Consider the following 16,643-nt stretch of genomic DNA (forward strand, 5'->3'; position numbering starts at 1 on the left):
TTATTTGCTTCCGGTGAGTGATTCACGGTAGTCGGCCAGCCGCGCGTCGAACTCTTCCAGCCACTGAGCATCAACGTACGCCTTCAAGATACGCGCTACCTCGTAAGTCCCCGTTTCGCCGCGGAGCTTCCTCAAGAAGCCGAGCTCCACCACCTTCTTGATGTTGGTGCTTAGCCGGTCCAGAATCCTGGCCTCGTTACTGGACTCCGGCAGGAACACTGCGACCATGTCCTTTAGCTCCTCCTCCGTCATGATCAACCGGAGTTCACTGCTGTTGGTATCGAACTCCAACAACCGTTTCCTGAGTAGAACAAGCAGCAAGCTCACATCGAAAGTAAGCTGCCTGCGCGGAATAAGCCGGGGGAGCGTGCCTTCGGGATCCTCCCGGGACCTCAGAAAAGCGTAGCCCTCGGATTCGTCCAGAATCAGGTTCAGCCCCAGTACTGCCACATAATCGCGCACGTGGGACGTCAAGGCGAGCAACGATTGCCAGACCTTCTCGTCAGTCTCCGCGTAGACCACACCCTTGAACAGCTTGGTCACGATTCCCGGCAACTCTTCCGGACTGGACGTTTCGCTTGCAGTATTCATGCCGGCCTCACAAAAATGATCTGATCGATGACTGCTGCCCGGACGCTGCCATCCTCCAAAGTCCAATGGAGGCGCTGCGTAGTTTCGGGGTTGATGCTGGCCCAGTCCGACTCCGCAGCGAGCTGGTAGTACGCCACAATCTCCGCGAGCCCTTGGGACAACGGATGGGCCGCCGTGATGTCCGCCAGCGTCGCCTGGTTCTCCTCCTCGAGGACACTTTCGATATTGGACTTCAGGCGCTCACGGTCCACATGAAACTGACTGAACAGCGCGCTCGCATCCAGATCCTGATCATCTGCGGTAACAACATCATCCATCACCATCACGCGGCTGCCCGGCTCGTAAAGAGGCCGCTCGAACGGTAAGGCGACGTCCACGGAGGACGCTTCAATCTCCATGGCAAAGTTCGACGGCGGCTGGTCCCGTTGGTCCAGCGCGTTCGCCTCGATGCTTCGGATAAGTTGCATGATGCGTTTGTTCTCGAGGAAGACTTTGTCGTCCAGGAGGCGTCTCATCTGTTGTGAGAGCTGTCTAACCGTGGCCTGTGTTTGCTCCACTGCGGGTAGCCAATCCTGGTGGAGGTTGGTGATGGTGTGGAGGTTATCCATCCGGGCCAAAGCTTCGATCCGGGTAGCCCTGTGGAGGAGGTCGTTGAGTTCTCTCCTCAGCTGCGGAGACATGAGGTAGTCCCAGAAACCCTGGAAAGTGCGGCCTTGGAGCGAGCTTCCGATGTCTTGCTGGTTGGCGAAGATTGAGTCCAGGAGTTCTCCTTGGCTGCCGTCCCACGTAGCAATCTGCTCACGGACCTGTCTGTCCAGTTTCCGGAAGTTCTGCTCGACTTCGCGGAAGTCGGAGAGCAGGTCCTTTGCCAGGGTGGTGAGCTGTTGGAAGTGGTCCAGGGCCTCCGGTGCAGTCATGACTTTGAGGTCTCCCTCACGAATCCGGTGCATCTCGGCATCAATCTGGTTCCGTTGCTGTTGAAGTTCAGCCCATCGCACGTCCGGGTCTGTCTCTGACTGCTGTACGAGGGTCTTCAACACGGCAAAGATGCTTGTCAGCCTCGATTGGGTGGCCACAAACTCGCGGCCTTTGAGGCTCTCAACCCAGCGCACCACATCTTCAGCCGCCGGAGTAAGGTCGTAATGCGGTTCGTCTTCGCCTTGGACGTAGTATTTTCGCAGCCAAGCGCGCTCAGACGCGGCCCAGTCATCCAGGTACTCCGAGGCGTTGCGGGGAAACTTCTCCTCCCCATAGGTTTCCCGTACGCCGAACAAGACATCGTCCAGAACGTCAATCAGCTGTTGGCGCCCGACGTTCCGCTGATTGGGGTCCGTGAAGGCGGACATGAAGAAGTGCAGGGCGAGGGGCGCGTTTTGGGCTCGAAGCAATGCCCAGCCTGCATGCTTTTCGCGCAGCGCGTTGATCGCGTAGTAGTCCATCTGGCCCTTCAATAGTTGGTCCTTCTTGCCTTGGACAGGGTTCCTGCTTCAAAGGCTAAGCCAGATCACTGACAGTTTCTTCTTGCTCCAACCCCCATCGGATTGATTAATCTGCTCCAGCACTAGCTATCCCCACAGAAGTCTGTAGACTTGACGGTGTTGTTGTGTTTGGCATTTCGTAGTTCAGGCAGTCCCCGGGGTCCTTTGGATCGCGGTCTACTGAAGTAACGGTGGAGAACACCCCACACCCGGAGACCCGAAAGTCGGGAAGCATCTCCACCTTCAGTAAGGACTGAAATTATGGCTACAGGTACCGTCAAGTGGTTTAACGCTGAAAAGGGCTTCGGCTTCATCTCCCCGGAAGATGGCAGCCAGGACGTTTTCGCTCACTACTCTGCAATCAACTCCTCGGGCTACCGCTCCCTCGAAGAGAACCAGAAGGTTTCCTTCGACGTCGAGCAGGGCCCCAAGGGTCCCCAGGCAGTGAACATCCAGGCTATCTAGTCTTCGGATAACTCAAAGCAGGGCCGGTCTCATGACCGGCCCTGCTTTTTGTCGTCCTCATCGTATATATGTACTACTGTGCCTTAACCAGCTAGAACACATATCCACATAGTGAATTACATACATGTAATTCGTTTCCGGAACCCCATAGCGTTGGTAGCCACAAGCCGATACGCAAGGGGTACTGATGATCTGCCCGAACACTCACAACAGCCAACTGAAGCCACGCTTCCACCACCTAGAGGATTCCAACCACCACCTAATTCGGCTCAAACAGACCGTGTTTGCGGCCCAATCGGCCTGTGCAGGGTTCTTTTGGACCCCTAGTCCCGATTTTCGGGCTTAGTCTCCGGGGTGAGCCGCGTGCCGGTGATGGTGGGAAACAGAAGGTTGGATCGGGTGTTCGATACAGAAGTTCAGCGCATCCTCGACTACGTGGGGCATGGCATCGGCGTACGCATCGTAGGTGCCCCGGGCAGCGGGAAAACAACAGTGGCCTCCAGTGCGGTGTTCAACTTGGAGAAGACCGGGTTCACCATCCACGCGGTCACGGGCTTGAGGACCCACCGGGCCATTCCGTACGCCGCGGTCAAAGGTCTCGGGATGGAGATGCGACCTGGCCGGAGCGGAGTGCTGGACCTCGCGGATGTTTTGGCAAGCCAGCTCGCGAAAGCCGGCAAACATCTGCTGCTTGTGGACGACATTCACTTACTGGACAACGAGTCATTAGCCGTCCTGGAAGCAGTCCGGCAACAATCGGCCGCCCCGATGATCGCCACGGCACCGGAAACGCACGCCTTCACTCGCGGAGAGCTGGCGGTCCTCAACCAAGGTCGGGAAGCAATCCTTCAACTGGATCCGCTGCATTACGAGCAGGTCCACGCGCTCGTAGCGCGCGTGCTTGGAGGTCCCGCCGATATCGACACCACCGCGAGAATCCTCACCAAGTCGGGCGGCAACCCGAGGCTCGTCGTGCGGATCGCGGAAACAGCATCCCTGAGCAACCTGCTTGTCCGGCGCGATGGGTCGTGGCAGATGTCCGGGACGTCACTGTGGAACGACCACCTTCGCGGAACTGTCGAAGCGCTTTTGGCAGAGCTCCCGCCCGAGGACGTCAACGCCCTGCACAGCATGGCTATCCTCGGAACGGCCCGCTTCGATGTCCTGCAGAAGATCGTGTCCGCGGATGCTTTGGACAGCCTTGAGCGCCAGGGCTTCCTCTCCATCATGGACGACCACCATAACGGCACTATTGCGGCCATCAGCCCACCGGTGATCGTGGACTACTTCCGGGGCAGGCGCACTCTTCGAGACCGGCACATGTTGAGAACCAAGATCGCGGGCATGCTCGACTCCACACCACAGGTACCTGGAATCGAAGCCACCACCGCGGACTGCCTCACTCGGGTGCTTTCGGCGTTGCGCTCGGAACGTGGCAACGACGACGCCGTCACGGCAAGGCACTTCCACGATCACAGCGCCGTCCGCGAACGGTCGCGCTTCGAACGATGGGAAATCAACAAGACCGCCGCGAATGCAGCAGCCCTGCTCCGTGTTTACTGGGGCGCCCCGGTGGACCCGGTTCGCGCCGCGCGCGTCCTCGAAGAAACATCAACGCACGACGCCGACCCCTCGGACCTGCTCTTCCTCACCATCACGAAGGCCCTCCTAGCGATCCAGGCGGGCGGGTTGAGTGCCGCCGTCGAGGTTTTGCAGCAGTTTGCCGAAGCGCATCCGGAGCAGAAAGCAGAAGCCAACGCGGCCATCCAGTTCCTCAGCGCCTCCCACGGCCGTGTGCCGCAGCCGGACGCGGGAAGCTCGCCATATGCGGAAAGTTCCGAGGAGAAGCCCGGAACACTCGAGGTCCTCACCCAGGCGTTGGTGGAGCTGTACAGGTGCAGGCCACTGGAAGCACTCCGAATTGTTGATGAAGCAGAGGATGACGAACTCTTCCCACACCTGCGGCCGTTCATCAAAGGCTTCGGACTGTTCGCAGCGGGCAGGGTGGATGAATCGCTGGTCTTCGCGCTCGACTGGCGCGCCGAGGCCCGGAAGAACCTGGACCAGTTCGGCGTGGTGACCAGCAGCTACGTCGCCGCCCACGGGCTGCTGTACAGCGGACACTTCGACGAGGCGGAATACCTTATGAGCAGCGTCTTTGCCATGGGGCGACCGGGCTTCGTGGTGGACATTCTCTATGACGCCATGCTCCGCCTCGCCGGCCTGCGGCAGGCGACCACCACAACCACGGCCACAGTGTCCATTGCCGCGCAGGCGCGGGCGGGAGTGCCCGACGTCGGGCCGTTGCCTGGGGTGGGCAAGGGCGTCTACGTGCTCATTGCCAAGGAGAACCAAAAGCCCGCCGGCTTCGACCGGCAGGCCAGCAGGCTCATCAAACAGCAGTTGAGAAGCGGCTACACCCTGGAAGCGATGATGGCCGCAATGCTGTTCACCTGCCTCGTCCCCGGGCGTCAAGTGCTGGATCTGCTGCAGCGGATACTCCGGGAAAGCGGCGTCACCGTCCACGAGCAGTTCACGGCCATCGCCACTGCCGTGGTGGAGGCAGACCATCAGCTTCTTGGCCTTCTCCTGAAGCACTACGAACCGGACACGGACGTGTACCAAATCGGCATGCTCCTCAGGAGTGCCCTCAAACGACGCGTGGTGGAAGGGGACAATGCCGCAGCCGAAGCATTGGCAAAGGCATCTTCGTCCTTTGCCGCCAGATTCCCCAGTGCCAACGAGCAGCTGGCATTCAACACGTTCGAGGCCAGCTCGCTGACTGAACGGGAGGTCGAGGTGGCAGCGCTTGCCGGCTACCTGTCCAACGTGGAGATCGGGGAGAGGCTCAGGATCAGCGCACGGACGGTGGAGAACCACATCTCCAATGCCCTCCGGAAGACCGGAGCCTCGTCAAGGACAAGTTTGTTCATCCTGGTGGGCAATACGTTTCCGCCCAAGTGATCATCGATAGGCTGGCTGGGTGAACAACCCTCCCGCCCTGGCCCGCAGACTCGGTACATTCGACGCTTCCCTCATTGGCCTCGGTTCCATGATCGGAGCCGGAGTCTTCGCGGCCTTTACGCCCGCGGCCGCAGCGGCCGGATCAGGATTGCTGGTGGGGTTGGTAGTGGCCGCGTTCGTGGCCTTCTGCAACGCGACGTCGTCAGCCCAGCTGGCTGCCGCCTATCCCACTTCCGGTGGCACCTACGTCTACGGCCGCGAGCGGCTCGGTCCATGGCCGGGTTTTCTGGCAGGGTGGGGATTCGTCATCGGCAAGACCGCCAGCGCCGCCGCCATGGCAATGACCTTTGCTGCCTACGCCGCGCCTCACGGTTGGGAGCGGCCGGTGGCGATTGCCGCCGTCGTTCTTCTTACGGCCGTGAACTATCATGGGGTGACGCGGACGGCGGGCCTGACACGGATCCTTGTCATTGCCGTGCTGGCTGCCTTGGCAGTTGCAGTTGCGGCGTGCTGGGGCGGGGCCGGGCCGGCGCTCGACAACGTGCTGGGGGAGGGGCTGCTAGCGAACGGTTGGTACGGGATACTGCAGTCGGCAGGTCTGCTTTTCTTCGCTTTCGCCGGGTACGCGCGGATCGCGACCATGGGCGAGGAAGTCATGGAGCCGCGCCGGACCATCCCACGGGCGATCATCATTGCGCTGGGCATTACCGTTGTTGTTTACGCGGTGATCGCCGTGACCGTGCTTTCAGCACTGGGGCCCGACGGCGTTGCCGGTAACCCGACGCCGTTGGCGGCCGCCGTCGAGAGCGGGACCTTGGCGTGGGCATCGCCGGTGGTGCGCATCGGGGCTGCCGTTGCGTCGCTCGGCGCGCTGTTGGCACTCATTGCCGGCTTGGGGCGAACGAGTCTTGCCATGGCACGCGAGTACGATCTTCCGCACGCCCTCGCCGCCGTTCATCCCCGGTATAAGGTTCCTCACCGGGCCGAACTCACCATCGCCGTCGTGATCTGCCTGGTCATAGTCGTGGCGGATCTTCGAGGGGCCATCGGGTTCTCGTCGTTCGGGGTGCTGCTGTATTACCTGGTGGCTAACATTGCCGCGTTTACGCAGCCCTACGCGGACCGACGGTATCCGAAGGTGCTGCAGGTTTTGGGTGCGGCTGCGTGCGTCGCTCTGGTTGCTACGCTGCCGCCGCTGTCTGTGGCGCTGGGCGTGGCCATGTTCGTCGTCGGCATCGTGTACCGGACGGTGCGGCTGCGGACTCGGTAGGTGGGGCACGCGTTAGGTGGGGCACGGCTCCACCGTGGGGTTAGGAACGATGGAGCCGTGCTTTGTGCTCCCTACGCCTGGAACGGATGGGGGTTCCCGCCGGACACCGGGTCTCCCGTTCCGGAAGCACACTCCGAGAGTAAGGGCAGTTTTTGGGCCTAGGTGTCGGTTCGATTTTCCTAGGTGGTGGAACTATGGCTTTTTGGGGTGGAACTATAGCTATTTGGGCCATTTCTCCTTGGCTGTCGGCAAAAATAGGTGCTTGAGGATGTTTCCTAGGTGGTGGTGCGGCTATGTTTTGGCGGCCTGATTGGACCCGGCTGGCAGAATGGCCGTATGACTGACACCCCGGTACCCGCCGTCGAACTGCGCATCACAATCAGCGACACTGAACCGGCTATCTGGCGGCAGCTGGTACTCCCGGAGAGCGCAACCCTTGAAGATCTGCACGAGGCGATCCAAGCGGCGTTCGGCTGGAACAACGCACACCTTTACGTCTTTTACGGAACGGAGCCCAGCGGAAGGCGGCGAGCCATAGGGGTGCTCGACGATGACTCCCCGGAAGGTGCTGAATCCGCGGGAGAGGTCGGGCTAATTGAGCTGTTCAACCCGGCTTCGCCTGGTGAGTCGGCATTCGAGTACGAGTACGATTTCGGTGACAGCTGGACTCACCAGATCGATGTCATCGGCACAGTGGAGCTTACTGCAGTTACCATTCTCTGCACTGGCGGTTCAATGCGCGGGCCGGTGGAAGACTCCGGCGGTGTGCACGGATACGCCAACGTAGCCCGCGTAATAGGAGATCCGAACCATCCGGAACATCGGGATGCCGTTTTCTGGTTCGAAACGGTGACCGGGGAGAAGGCCACCGGGTTTGATCCATCCGCCTTCGACCTGGAGGGCGTGAATACGGCGTTGGATCGACTCGCGCGCAGGCTTTGGGCCAAGCCGCCTTCGCCCGAAGACATGAACGAGGTCCTTGAACCCCTCCTCTGGCTGTTGCGGGAATCCGATCCGGACGGGCTGGACCTCACATCGGCGGGATGGCTTAAACCAGGCATCATCAAGCGGATGATGACAGACCTCAAGTGGGACGACGACTGGTTCGGAACTGGCCGCAACGAGGTCAACATTCCCCATGTCATGGACCTCCGGGAACAGCTGCAACGCTGGAAGCTGCTGCGGAAGTACAAGGGTAAGTTGCTGCTTACGCCTCTGGGCCGTCGTGTGGTCGAGGAACCCGCGGCGCTTTGGGAATTCCTTGCGGACAGGCTTGCGTCCCCGGACACACCTGCGGACGAGGTGGTTATGAGGCTCCTTGTTCATTGGGAGCTCACTGGAACAGAACCAGGCTGGATGATGATCGACGAGGTAGTCCGCTCCGAGCTTACTTTTCGCGGCTTTGTCATGACGGAGGGCAACGGCGGTATCCCGTTGAACCTGGCCCGCGATCTCTATTTGGACGTACGGCGGCCCCTGGGCTTGTTGGCTCTCTGGGGCTCCCGCATGCGGCGAGGTCCAGAGCCGAAGCTTTCCGACGCCGGGATCAAGTTCTTGTTGGACGTACAGCGACGCTTGGACGCCAGCCAACGCTGACGCGGCTGAATCGGCAAGGATTCTGCTTGACCCGATTCACCGCCCAACGTGCTGCCCGTCCCCACGGCTTCAACGCTCGTCCCGACGGTTGGCCGGCTGTCTTCGAGCAGGTGCCCTGAAAGGGAAGAGTAGGTAAACAGCAGGTTCTCCTTTTTGTCACAGGCCGGCGATAGACTCACGGTCTACGGACGCGCTGGGGCGTTCCTTATGCTGGGGGTCTATTCAATGAGTGCAGTCGGGGCTGGATTACGCGCGCTTAGTCACGGACGACGGCGGCGCCCAGCGGCGGTGAGGACTGTCGCCGTCGGGCTTGGGCTGGCGCTGGTTGGTTCGCCGGCCATCGCGGACGCGGTTACTGACGTAGTTCCCGTCGGCACTAAGCCATCAGCAGTGGCCGTGAACTCCGTGACTGGTAAGGCCTATGTAGCCACGGACTATGGAGTTTCCGTGCTGGACGGTGTGGCGTCAGCGGGAATTCTGTACCAGGGAGACCGACCCATGGACGTTGCCGTGAATGAGGCAACGAACAAGATCTACGTCAGTGAGACCGACGGGTCAGTTGCGGTGGTGGACGGCGTTTCCCGAGCAGTCGCATCCGTGCCTGTTGGCTCGTCGCCGGGTGTTGTCGCGGTCAATCCGGTGACGAACAAGATCTACGTTGGCGTGAAAAGCGGGGTGACCATCATTGATGGTTCCACCTTGGCTACGTCGTCAGTGTCGCTCGCAGGGGGAGCGCAGGACATCGTCGTGAACCCGGCCACCGGCAAGGTGTATGTCCTGTCCGGCGGAACAATCCAGGTTCTGGGGGCTGGCGGAACGGTAACTGCCTCCGTCAACATCGGAGCCGGCGGCATTCTTGCGCTCGCGGTAAACCCCGGGACAAACAAGATCTACTTCACAACTCTGGGCCGCTATGGTGCCGGGGTCCGCGTGATCGACGGCACCGCAGACACGGTCACGGATACCATGCCTTCCGCCAACTTGGTCGGTCAGCTCGCCGTGAACCCAGTGACGAACACGGTCTACGTGGCCGGTGACAGCACCTCCATCGATGGCTTTGTCCAAGTCATTGATGGCGCGACGAAGAAGCAGGTCGCCCAACTCCGGACGGCATCGCGCATTCGGGACATCGTGATTAACCCGGCCAATAACAAGGCGTACGCGAGCCTGTCCGGCAGGGGAGTGATGGTGGTGGACGGCGACACGCTTCGGGTGAGTTCGGTCTTTACGGGCCAGGAGCCGATTGACGCTGCCGTGAACGCAGCCACGGGTCAGGTGTATGTGGCTAACAACAACAGTTCGTCGGTGTCCATCATCGATCCTGACGTCGCCGCTCCTGTGAAGAACGACTTCAATGGCGACGCCCACTCGGACGTCCTGGCCCGGGATGCTGCCGGAGCGCTTTGGTTGTATCCGGGCAACGGATCCGGTGGCTGGCTTCCCCGTATTCAGGTTGGCGTGGGCTGGAACGTGATGACGGCACTGGTGTCGCCGGGTGACTTCGACGGTGACGCTCTGCCCGACGTCCTGGCTGGTGACAGTGCCGGGGTGCTTTGGTTGTATCCGGGCAACGGATCGGGTGGGTGGCTTCCGCGGGTTGCCGTAGGTCAGGGGTGGAATGCCATGACCGAGATTGTCGGCATCGGTTCGTTCTACGGTGGCGGTTTCGCTGACGTAGCAGCGCGGAACGCTAGCGGGACTTTGTGGCTGTACCGGGGAGACGGGCGTGGCGGCTGGCTTCCGCGGATGTGGATTGGGTCGGGCTGGAACGGCATGTCCGAACTCACCGGCGTAGCGGACTTCAACGGCGACGGCGTCACTGACCTCGCTGCCCGCGACAGCTCCGGCGCTCTGTGGCTCTACCCGCCGAACGGTATCGGCGGATGGCTTCCACGTCAGACGATCGGCCAGGGCTGGAACGTCATGAACTCTTTGACTGGACCCGGTGATTTCGACGGCGACGGACGGGCCGACATCCTTGCACGCAACCCTTCTGGCGAGTTGTGGCTGTACTCCGGCGCCGGGGGAACGGCATGGCCGTCAGCGACCCGGGTGGGCACGGGGTGGAACGGAATGACGGCGATTCTGTAAGACGAACATTGTCTCAATGATTCGAGGAATTGAGACACGACTATTAGGACGACGAATGCCCCGGCAAGAGTTGGATACTAGAGACCACTACCCAATGTGGGTTTAGTGACGAAGAACCAATTTCTCGCCGGGGCATTCCTATATCTTGCTGAGGGAGCCTACTTAACGGCTACGAATACCTTGTCGCTTAACATGCCTGCTCGAATTGCAAGAACGCCGTCTCCGGCTGTCGCGCTCGGAACTTCAAAGGCATCGTTACCAGTGGCTGTGCCACCCTTGTACAGCGTGCTCAAGTTGTTGATGGAATCGGGTGCCACGACCATCTTCTTGGTCCCGTCCACCGTTGTGCCATCTGCGGTTACGTAATCAACTGAGACGAACATGGGGGTCTGGCCGTTAGGGTCGTCCCCTTTATAAGTGACGGAGTAATTAACCAGAATATACTCCGACCCCGCAGCGGGCGGGTCGTTGAACGAGTTAGCAGCTACCACGGCGTCGGTAGCGGCGAGCGTCACCGAGTTGACTACCACGCGCCATTCGTCAGACTCGATGACCGAGCCGATTGGGTATGGATTCTCTCGGGTTCCAGCACCGGCGTTTGTGTTGGTTTGAGCGCCTGTGGTGGCTCCCGCCTCGTTGGAAGGCGCCACCACAGTGGTATCTCCGCTGCCGAAGGCGTTGTCAAAGGAGGTAGCGACCACTGCGGTGAAGACGATGAACCCTACGATGGTGCCCACAACGGAGGTGATGAGGGCCGCGATTCCCATCCATTTGGCTTTGTCTTTGAGGAAAAGGGAGACGATAGCCAGGATGAAGGCGATGGGAAGCAGGACCCAGCCGATTATAAGAGCGCCAGGAACACACGCAAAGATGAATCCCAGCACTGCGGTTATGAGTGCGATCAGTCCAAGAACATTGAGTTGCTTTTTTGGTGCAACAGGCGGCGCCGGCATTGTATATGCAGGGGCGTTACCGGCCTGCTGATAGGGCGGTTGATAAGGGTGGGGCGAGGGATGCTGAGCGCCGTCCCCCGGGAGCTCTGGAGTTGTCATGGCATAACTATGACAGAGCACAACGTTTCCAGGGTTTTTAGACACGAAGCCCCAACATCCCGGCACATTTATGACACCCCGGAGAGTTTATTCTTTTGTGGTACTGACTGGACTCCAGCGCATTTAGTCCCCGCCGCGCGCCTTCTTTAGATCCGCACGCAGCCCTTTGTTGTCAGCCCGCAGCTCGCGGTTGTCTTCCGAGAGCCCACGGTTGTCTTCCACCAATCCGCGGTTCTCTTCCTCGAGTTCCAGCACCAGCTTCACGCCGGCCAGGTTCAGTCCCTCATCAAGGAGCGCCCCGATCCGCCGCAGCGTCTTCAGGTTCCGTTCGCTGTAGCGCCGGGTGCCGCCGTCGGTCCGTTCCGGCGTGAGAAGGCCCTTGCGCTCATACAGCCGCAGGTTCTGATGCCCTGTGCCCACCAACTCGGCCGCTACGGAGATGGCATAGACACCCTGGTCGTCCCGCGAACCCGGGCTGCCGTCCGGTGCGGAATCCCCGCCCGAAGTGCCCCCGGTAGCCGGCCCACCGCCGTCGTACTCCCCCGAAGGCCCCTGTAAACCAGCCACGTAACCTCTCCCAAAAATCTCTTCAAAAACCACTTGCACCACTCTCATGCCGGTGCTATAAAAAATCTATACCAACCACCACAGATCTGGAAGGGTTGGAAACACAACAGAATCGCATCAAGATCTGAAGGAGTGAGAACCACAATGCTGATGCGCACTGACCCGTTCCGCGAATTCGACAGGCTCGCACAACAGGTTTTTGGCACAACAGCACGCCCGGCCGGCATGCCAATGGATGCATGGCAAGAGGGTGAAGAATTCATCGTCGCTCTCGACCTGCCAGGTGTAAGCCCCGAGTCGATTGAGCTGGACGTCGAACGCAACGTCCTGACCGTCAAGGCCGAGCGGAAGTCACTCGCCGGCGAGGATACCGAGATGCTTGCGGCTGAACGCCCCCAAGGCGTCTTCAGCAGGCAGCTCATTCTCGGCGACACCCTGGACACCGACGGCGTCAAGGCCAGCTACGACGCCGGCGTCCTGACGCTCCGTATCCCTGTGGCCGAGAAGGCTAAGCCGCGGCGCATCGAGATCACGGCCAACGGACAGCAGCGCCAAGAGATCAACGCATAGTCGAGCCTGCTCCGCCGGGATGCCCGGGGTGTCACCGGCGGAGCGCTCATGCGGGAGCATCAGACCGGCCGCATCGGAAGAATGGGCGCAGGCTTCGCGCCACGCCATAGCGCTTGTTGCGCAGAGGAAACGCGGCCCCCGACGTTGCCTCCCGAAAAGATGGCCCCCGTCCGAACTGCGAAGTTCGCCCGGGGGCCATCGCCCAGTCCACAGCAACTTCATGGAACCGGCCTTGGGGAACAGCCAACCTGACTACTACGCGATCCTCGGTGTCGCGCCAACCGCGACGGCGCGCGAGATCACCCATGCTTACCGCTCACTGCTGCGCCGGCACCACCCGGACACCCGGCAGGCGGACCACGACGGCGGTGCATCCGAGGCGTCCGACCTCCACCGCCTGCACGCCATCATGCAGGCATACGTCGTGTTGTCGGACGCAACACGGAAGCACGAGTACGACCGCGCACGTTCCGGGTCGCCCGGCATCGGCGCCGGAACGCCGGTCAAGGTACGGATTCACCGCACGACGGCGGCAAAGGAACCGGACGCGGCGGGGGAGGGCGCCAGGCATGCTCCGCCTGCAAGTGGCCCCGATCGCAGCGAGCCCCTGATCTTCGGCCCCACCCGATGGGCACCCCTTCGCGGCCATTCAACACCAAGGAGACGCACATGAGTGCTTGGCGTTCGTACGACAGCCACCTGATCCCAGCGTTCTACGAGCGCTTCGAGCAACGCTGGGGGAAAGGGACGGCACCCTTCCTGGATCCCGAGGTCCACGAGCAACCCATGCCACGTGCGCAATGGATCAACGTGGACACGGGAGCCGCGGTGGCCGTGGTCCCCATCTGGACGGACGACCCCCAACACCGTTCGTTCGGAGTCTTCTATTTGCCGCCCTCCGGGGACATCTGGATCCTCCGCCCCGGGCCCACCACGTTCGTTGAGCCGGTTGCCGGCGCTTCACGGGAGCAGGTCTCGCTGCGAAACGATGCGTTCAAGAAGGCAGTGAACCACGCGAAGGAGTTCATCTACGGACCCCAGCCGTGACGCTCGGTGCCGTGGCGCCGGAACCAGTTCGCCGCCGTCGTGCTTTGCTCACCGAGGGGTGAGTTCTCGGGGCTTAGCGCCCGTCTAAGTGGCGAGATCTAACCCCTCGGGGAAGGTGGGGTGCCGTGGCGCCGGAACCAGGTCGCCGCCGTCGTACTTTGCTCACCGAGGGGTGAGTTCTCGGGGCTTAGCGCCCGTCTAAGTGCCGAGATCTAACCCCTCGCGGCGAGGGTAAGAAGCCAAAAAGAAGGCTGGTGCAACCTGGAGAGTATCCGTAGGTGGTTGCACCAGCTGCTAGTACGACGTTCTGTTATCAGTTGTGACACTTATTCATTGGCCGCTCCTAGTTCCCGGCTCCGACTTTTTCCGGGCCTTCTGAAGTCTGTGACGCCTTTTCCAATTTTACGGCCTTGATGCCCAAATTGCACGGAAAATGGGGGTTCCGCCGAGTGCCTGCCGGGGGAGCGGGGAGCCCCGTGGCACGATAGATCACGATGAAACTGCGCGCTGATCAGACCGGAAACCGTGGCCTCCCGATGCCTCTTTGGCTGCAGGGTGGTCTGGAAGCGGGGCAGGCAGCAATCCTCTCGGCCATCGTTGTGGTGCTTCCCTTGGTGGGAGTGTGGGCCACGGACGGATTCCAGAACCGGAACGTCGATGCTTTGGCTCGCCTGGCCGGGCAAGCCTGGCTCCTGATCCACGGGGTTCCGCTGCATCTGGCGCAGGTGAACCTTGGGACTGCGGCCCAGCCGGGTTCGGGAATGCTGTCCCTGATCCCGCTCGGGTTGACGCTCATTCCTTTTCTTCTGGCATGGCGTGCCGGCCGCAGGCTTGCCCGCGCCTCCTACACCGACCAGCTCTGGCAGGCGTTCCTTGGCGCGTCCGTGGTTTATGCCGCCTTCGGGACCGCAACGGGCTTCGTGTGCCGCACCCCGGACGTGGTCATCAACCTGTGGTTGGCGATGACCATCCCGTTGATTTCCTTCGGCCTGGGCATGGTGCTCGGCGCCCGGCGTGAGGCCGGTTCGTGGAGCCGCCTCATCGGCGTCGACGCCGTCGCGTGGCTGGCCAAGACCAGCCAGCATTCACGCTGGGCAGGGTCGTACGTCGGCTCTGCGTTGAAGGCCGGGTTCGTGGCCACCATGGCCGCTGTCTCCTTGGCAGCCCTGCTCCTTGCCGTGGACATCGTGTGGCATTGGACGGACATCATCGCCGTTTATGAAGGACTGAAAGCCGGTGCCCTGGGCGGCGCCGTATTGACCATTGCGCAGCTCGGGTTCCTGCCGAACCTGGTGATCTTCACCCTCGCATGGTCCTCCGGCGCAGGCTTCTCGCTCGGCGTGGGCTCCACCGTCGGACCTTTGGGATCCGCCGTCGGACCCCTGCCTGCTGTACCCATCTTCGGTGCGCTTCCCGCGGGCCAGCTCGACCTCGGCGGCATGGCCCTCGCCCTCCCCGTGGTGGCCGGCATCCTGGCCGGCTGGTGGTTCCTCCGTGAGGGCGAGAACCACTTTGACGAGTGGCTGTCCATCAAGATCAAAGCCCGGTGGTTCACGGCCGCCGCTTCAACCCTGTTCCTTGGTGCGTTCATCGGCGTAGTTGCGGGGGCGCTCAGCGGTGCGCTGGCGTGGATCGCCCGCGGCTCGGCCGGGATTGGCCGGCTCACGGAAATTGGCCCCAACCCGCTGTGGACGGCAGTCTGGGTGGCAGCCGAGGTGGGCATCGGCGTCGTGATCGGCTACGCAGTGGGGCCGTGGCTGGAACGCAGCCAGAAGCTTCGCGAAGCGAACCTGGACGAGCCAGCGCTCGACGACGAACACGCCTAAGCCGCCCGGCGTCCGCTCAGCGGATGGAAGCTAGCGCAACGCGCCCGGCATCGACTTTTCCAACTCGGACAAGCACTGCGACTTCGCGGTCTCCGTCAGCGCCGACCGCGTGCAGTCCTGGTACGTTGTGACGTGCTTGAAGAACAGGGCAGTAGTCAGGATCAGCAGGCACATGATCGCCGAGACAACCAACCCGGAAATGGTCCCGAACAACACCAACTTGGAATGCTTGTACTTCACGGCACGGACCAGGACGACGATCCCCAGGACAATGCCGGCGAGGGTCAGGATGGCACTGAGCCACACGTAATTGACGTTCAGCGAGAACACAAAGAACGATCCCAGGGCCGACAACAGGAACGCGCGGAACAGGATCTGCGTCACGCCAAGTGCGGACTTTTGCGCCTCGGGGCCGGGCTGCGGGCTCGGCCGGGGACCGACGTCGGGATTCATGTTTTCCAGCCTACGCGAGCCGCCCATAAGCTAGTGCAATGCGCATTGTTGTCCTCGTGTCCGGTACTGGCTCCAACCTCCAGGCTGTCATCGACGCCGTGAAGTCGGGTGAACTGGACGTGGAGATCGCTGCCGTCGGCGCTGACCGTCCGGACACCTACGGCGTGGAACGCTCCGACGAGGCCGGGATCGAGACGTTCGTGGTGAACTTCAATTCCTTCGAAACCCGCGAGGAGTGGGACGCCGCCCTGCGCGACAAGGTCCTTTCCTACAAACCGGACGTCGTGGTGTCCTCGGGCTTCATGCGCATTGTGAGTGCCGACTTCATCGACGCCTTCGACGGCAAATACGTCAACACCCACCCCGCGCTGCTGCCGTCCTTCCCGGGCGCCCACGGGGTCCGCGACGCCATGGCTTACGGCGTGAAGGTCACGGGCTGCACTGTGCACTGGGCCGACGCCGGGGTGGATACGGGCCCGATCATTGCCCAGGAAGCCGTGGTGATCCAGACGGATGACACCGAGGAAACCCTGCACGAACGCATCAAGGTAGTGGAACGCCGCCTCCTGGTCCAGACCCTCGCAGACCTGGCCGCCGCCCCTTCCCCCAACTAGGTCGCATTTGTGCGCGTTTTGAACGCCCAGAACGCGCTGTGCTGCGACCTACATTTCGC

General features: G+C 61.5%; 15 protein-coding genes. 10 read left to right on the top strand and 5 right to left on the bottom strand.

The window, feature by feature from the left end:
- Entirely contained in the window at positions 1-591 is a 591-nt protein-coding gene (locus AUR_RS15725; RefSeq protein ID WP_062095603.1) for a DUF4194 domain-containing protein, read from the bottom strand.
- The gene (locus tag AUR_RS15730; RefSeq protein WP_062095605.1) at positions 588-2,042 is read right to left on the bottom strand and encodes a DUF3375 domain-containing protein; all 1,455 of its coding nucleotides are present in this window, start codon (positions 2,040-2,042) and stop codon (positions 588-590) included. The genes AUR_RS15725 and AUR_RS15730 overlap by 4 nt, the downstream gene beginning before the upstream one ends.
- A gap of 288 nt (positions 2,043-2,330) precedes the next feature.
- Between AUR_RS15730 and cspE the strand changes: the two genes are divergently transcribed.
- The 5 genes from cspE to AUR_RS15755 all read left to right on the top strand — a co-directional run bounded on the left by cspE (position 2,331) and on the right by AUR_RS15755 (position 10,455).
- On the top strand, positions 2,331-2,534 hold the full coding sequence (cspE, locus tag AUR_RS15735) for a transcription antiterminator/RNA stability regulator CspE (protein WP_021472668.1): 204 nt from the start codon (positions 2,331-2,333) through the stop codon (positions 2,532-2,534).
- A gap of 399 nt (positions 2,535-2,933) precedes the next feature.
- The gene (locus AUR_RS15740; protein ID WP_241650938.1) at positions 2,934-5,498 is read left to right on the top strand and encodes a LuxR C-terminal-related transcriptional regulator; all 2,565 of its coding nucleotides are present in this window, start codon (positions 2,934-2,936) and stop codon (positions 5,496-5,498) included.
- A 19-nt stretch (positions 5,499-5,517) separates the two neighbouring features.
- Positions 5,518-6,768, top strand: a complete 1,251-nt coding sequence (locus AUR_RS15745; RefSeq protein WP_062095607.1) for an APC family permease — start codon at positions 5,518-5,520, stop codon at positions 6,766-6,768.
- 336 nt (positions 6,769-7,104) lie between these two features.
- A complete protein-coding gene (locus AUR_RS15750) occupies positions 7,105-8,364 on the top strand; it encodes a plasmid pRiA4b ORF-3 family protein (protein WP_062095609.1) in 1,260 nt (419 codons plus the stop codon).
- 288 nt (positions 8,365-8,652) lie between these two features.
- On the top strand, positions 8,653-10,455 hold the full coding sequence (locus tag AUR_RS15755; protein ID WP_062095611.1) for an FG-GAP-like repeat-containing protein: 1,803 nt from the start codon (positions 8,653-8,655) through the stop codon (positions 10,453-10,455).
- Between the two features lie 158 nt (positions 10,456-10,613).
- Here AUR_RS15755 and AUR_RS15760 read toward each other — a convergent pair whose 3' ends face one another.
- Both AUR_RS15760 and AUR_RS15765 read right to left on the bottom strand, forming a co-directional pair.
- The gene (locus AUR_RS15760) at positions 10,614-11,507 is read right to left on the bottom strand and encodes a hypothetical protein (protein WP_241650939.1); all 894 of its coding nucleotides are present in this window, start codon (positions 11,505-11,507) and stop codon (positions 10,614-10,616) included.
- 123 nt (positions 11,508-11,630) lie between these two features.
- A complete protein-coding gene (locus AUR_RS15765; protein ID WP_241650940.1) occupies positions 11,631-12,074 on the bottom strand; it encodes a MerR family transcriptional regulator in 444 nt (147 codons plus the stop codon).
- A gap of 144 nt (positions 12,075-12,218) precedes the next feature.
- Here AUR_RS15765 and AUR_RS15770 point away from each other — a divergent pair, with 144 nt between their 5' ends.
- The 4 genes from AUR_RS15770 to AUR_RS15785 all read left to right on the top strand — a co-directional run bounded on the left by AUR_RS15770 (position 12,219) and on the right by AUR_RS15785 (position 15,517).
- Positions 12,219-12,644, top strand: a complete 426-nt coding sequence (locus AUR_RS15770) for an Hsp20/alpha crystallin family protein (RefSeq protein WP_062095613.1) — start codon at positions 12,219-12,221, stop codon at positions 12,642-12,644.
- A 232-nt stretch (positions 12,645-12,876) separates the two neighbouring features.
- Positions 12,877-13,317, top strand: coding sequence for a J domain-containing protein (locus tag AUR_RS15775; protein ID WP_241650941.1), 441 nt, complete (start codon positions 12,877-12,879; stop codon positions 13,315-13,317).
- The gene (locus AUR_RS15780) at positions 13,314-13,691 is read left to right on the top strand and encodes a hypothetical protein (protein ID WP_062095616.1); all 378 of its coding nucleotides are present in this window, start codon (positions 13,314-13,316) and stop codon (positions 13,689-13,691) included. The genes AUR_RS15775 and AUR_RS15780 overlap by 4 nt, the downstream gene beginning before the upstream one ends.
- A gap of 494 nt (positions 13,692-14,185) precedes the next feature.
- Positions 14,186-15,517 (top strand): cell division protein PerM, encoded by a 1,332-nt coding sequence (locus AUR_RS15785; protein WP_062095618.1) that lies wholly within the window; start codon positions 14,186-14,188, stop codon positions 15,515-15,517.
- A 30-nt stretch (positions 15,518-15,547) separates the two neighbouring features.
- Here AUR_RS15785 and AUR_RS15790 read toward each other — a convergent pair whose 3' ends face one another.
- Positions 15,548-15,997, bottom strand: coding sequence for a hypothetical protein (locus tag AUR_RS15790; protein WP_031217079.1), 450 nt, complete (start codon positions 15,995-15,997; stop codon positions 15,548-15,550).
- A gap of 11 nt (positions 15,998-16,008) precedes the next feature.
- Here AUR_RS15790 and purN point away from each other — a divergent pair, with 11 nt between their 5' ends.
- Positions 16,009-16,584 (top strand): phosphoribosylglycinamide formyltransferase, encoded by a 576-nt coding sequence (gene purN, locus AUR_RS15795; protein WP_062095620.1) that lies wholly within the window; start codon positions 16,009-16,011, stop codon positions 16,582-16,584.
- The last annotated feature ends 59 nt before the right edge of the window (positions 16,585-16,643 follow it).

Source organism: Paenarthrobacter ureafaciens, assembly GCF_004028095.1.
GTDB classification, from domain to species: domain Bacteria; phylum Actinomycetota; class Actinomycetes; order Actinomycetales; family Micrococcaceae; genus Arthrobacter; species Arthrobacter ureafaciens.

What these genes read in the sequence shown, in the direction of transcription:
- AUR_RS15725 (WP_062095603.1), bottom strand. Translation starts at nt 591, where the DNA reads ATGAATACTGCAAGCGAAACGTCCAGTCCGGAAGAGTTGCCGGGAATC.
- cspE (WP_021472668.1), top strand. Translation starts at nt 2,331, where the DNA reads ATGGCTACAGGTACCGTCAAGTGGTTTAACGCTGAAAAGGGCTTCGGC.
- AUR_RS15750 (WP_062095609.1), top strand. Translation starts at nt 7,105, where the DNA reads ATGACTGACACCCCGGTACCCGCCGTCGAACTGCGCATCACAATCAGC.
- AUR_RS15760 (WP_241650939.1), bottom strand. Translation starts at nt 11,507, where the DNA reads ATGACAACTCCAGAGCTCCCGGGGGACGGCGCTCAGCATCCCTCGCCC.
- AUR_RS15770 (WP_062095613.1), top strand. Translation starts at nt 12,219, where the DNA reads ATGCTGATGCGCACTGACCCGTTCCGCGAATTCGACAGGCTCGCACAA.
- AUR_RS15780 (WP_062095616.1), top strand. Translation starts at nt 13,314, where the DNA reads ATGAGTGCTTGGCGTTCGTACGACAGCCACCTGATCCCAGCGTTCTAC.
- AUR_RS15785 (WP_062095618.1), top strand. Translation starts at nt 14,186, where the DNA reads ATGAAACTGCGCGCTGATCAGACCGGAAACCGTGGCCTCCCGATGCCT.
- AUR_RS15790 (WP_031217079.1), bottom strand. Translation starts at nt 15,997, where the DNA reads ATGGGCGGCTCGCGTAGGCTGGAAAACATGAATCCCGACGTCGGTCCC.
- purN (WP_062095620.1), top strand. Translation starts at nt 16,009, where the DNA reads ATGCGCATTGTTGTCCTCGTGTCCGGTACTGGCTCCAACCTCCAGGCT.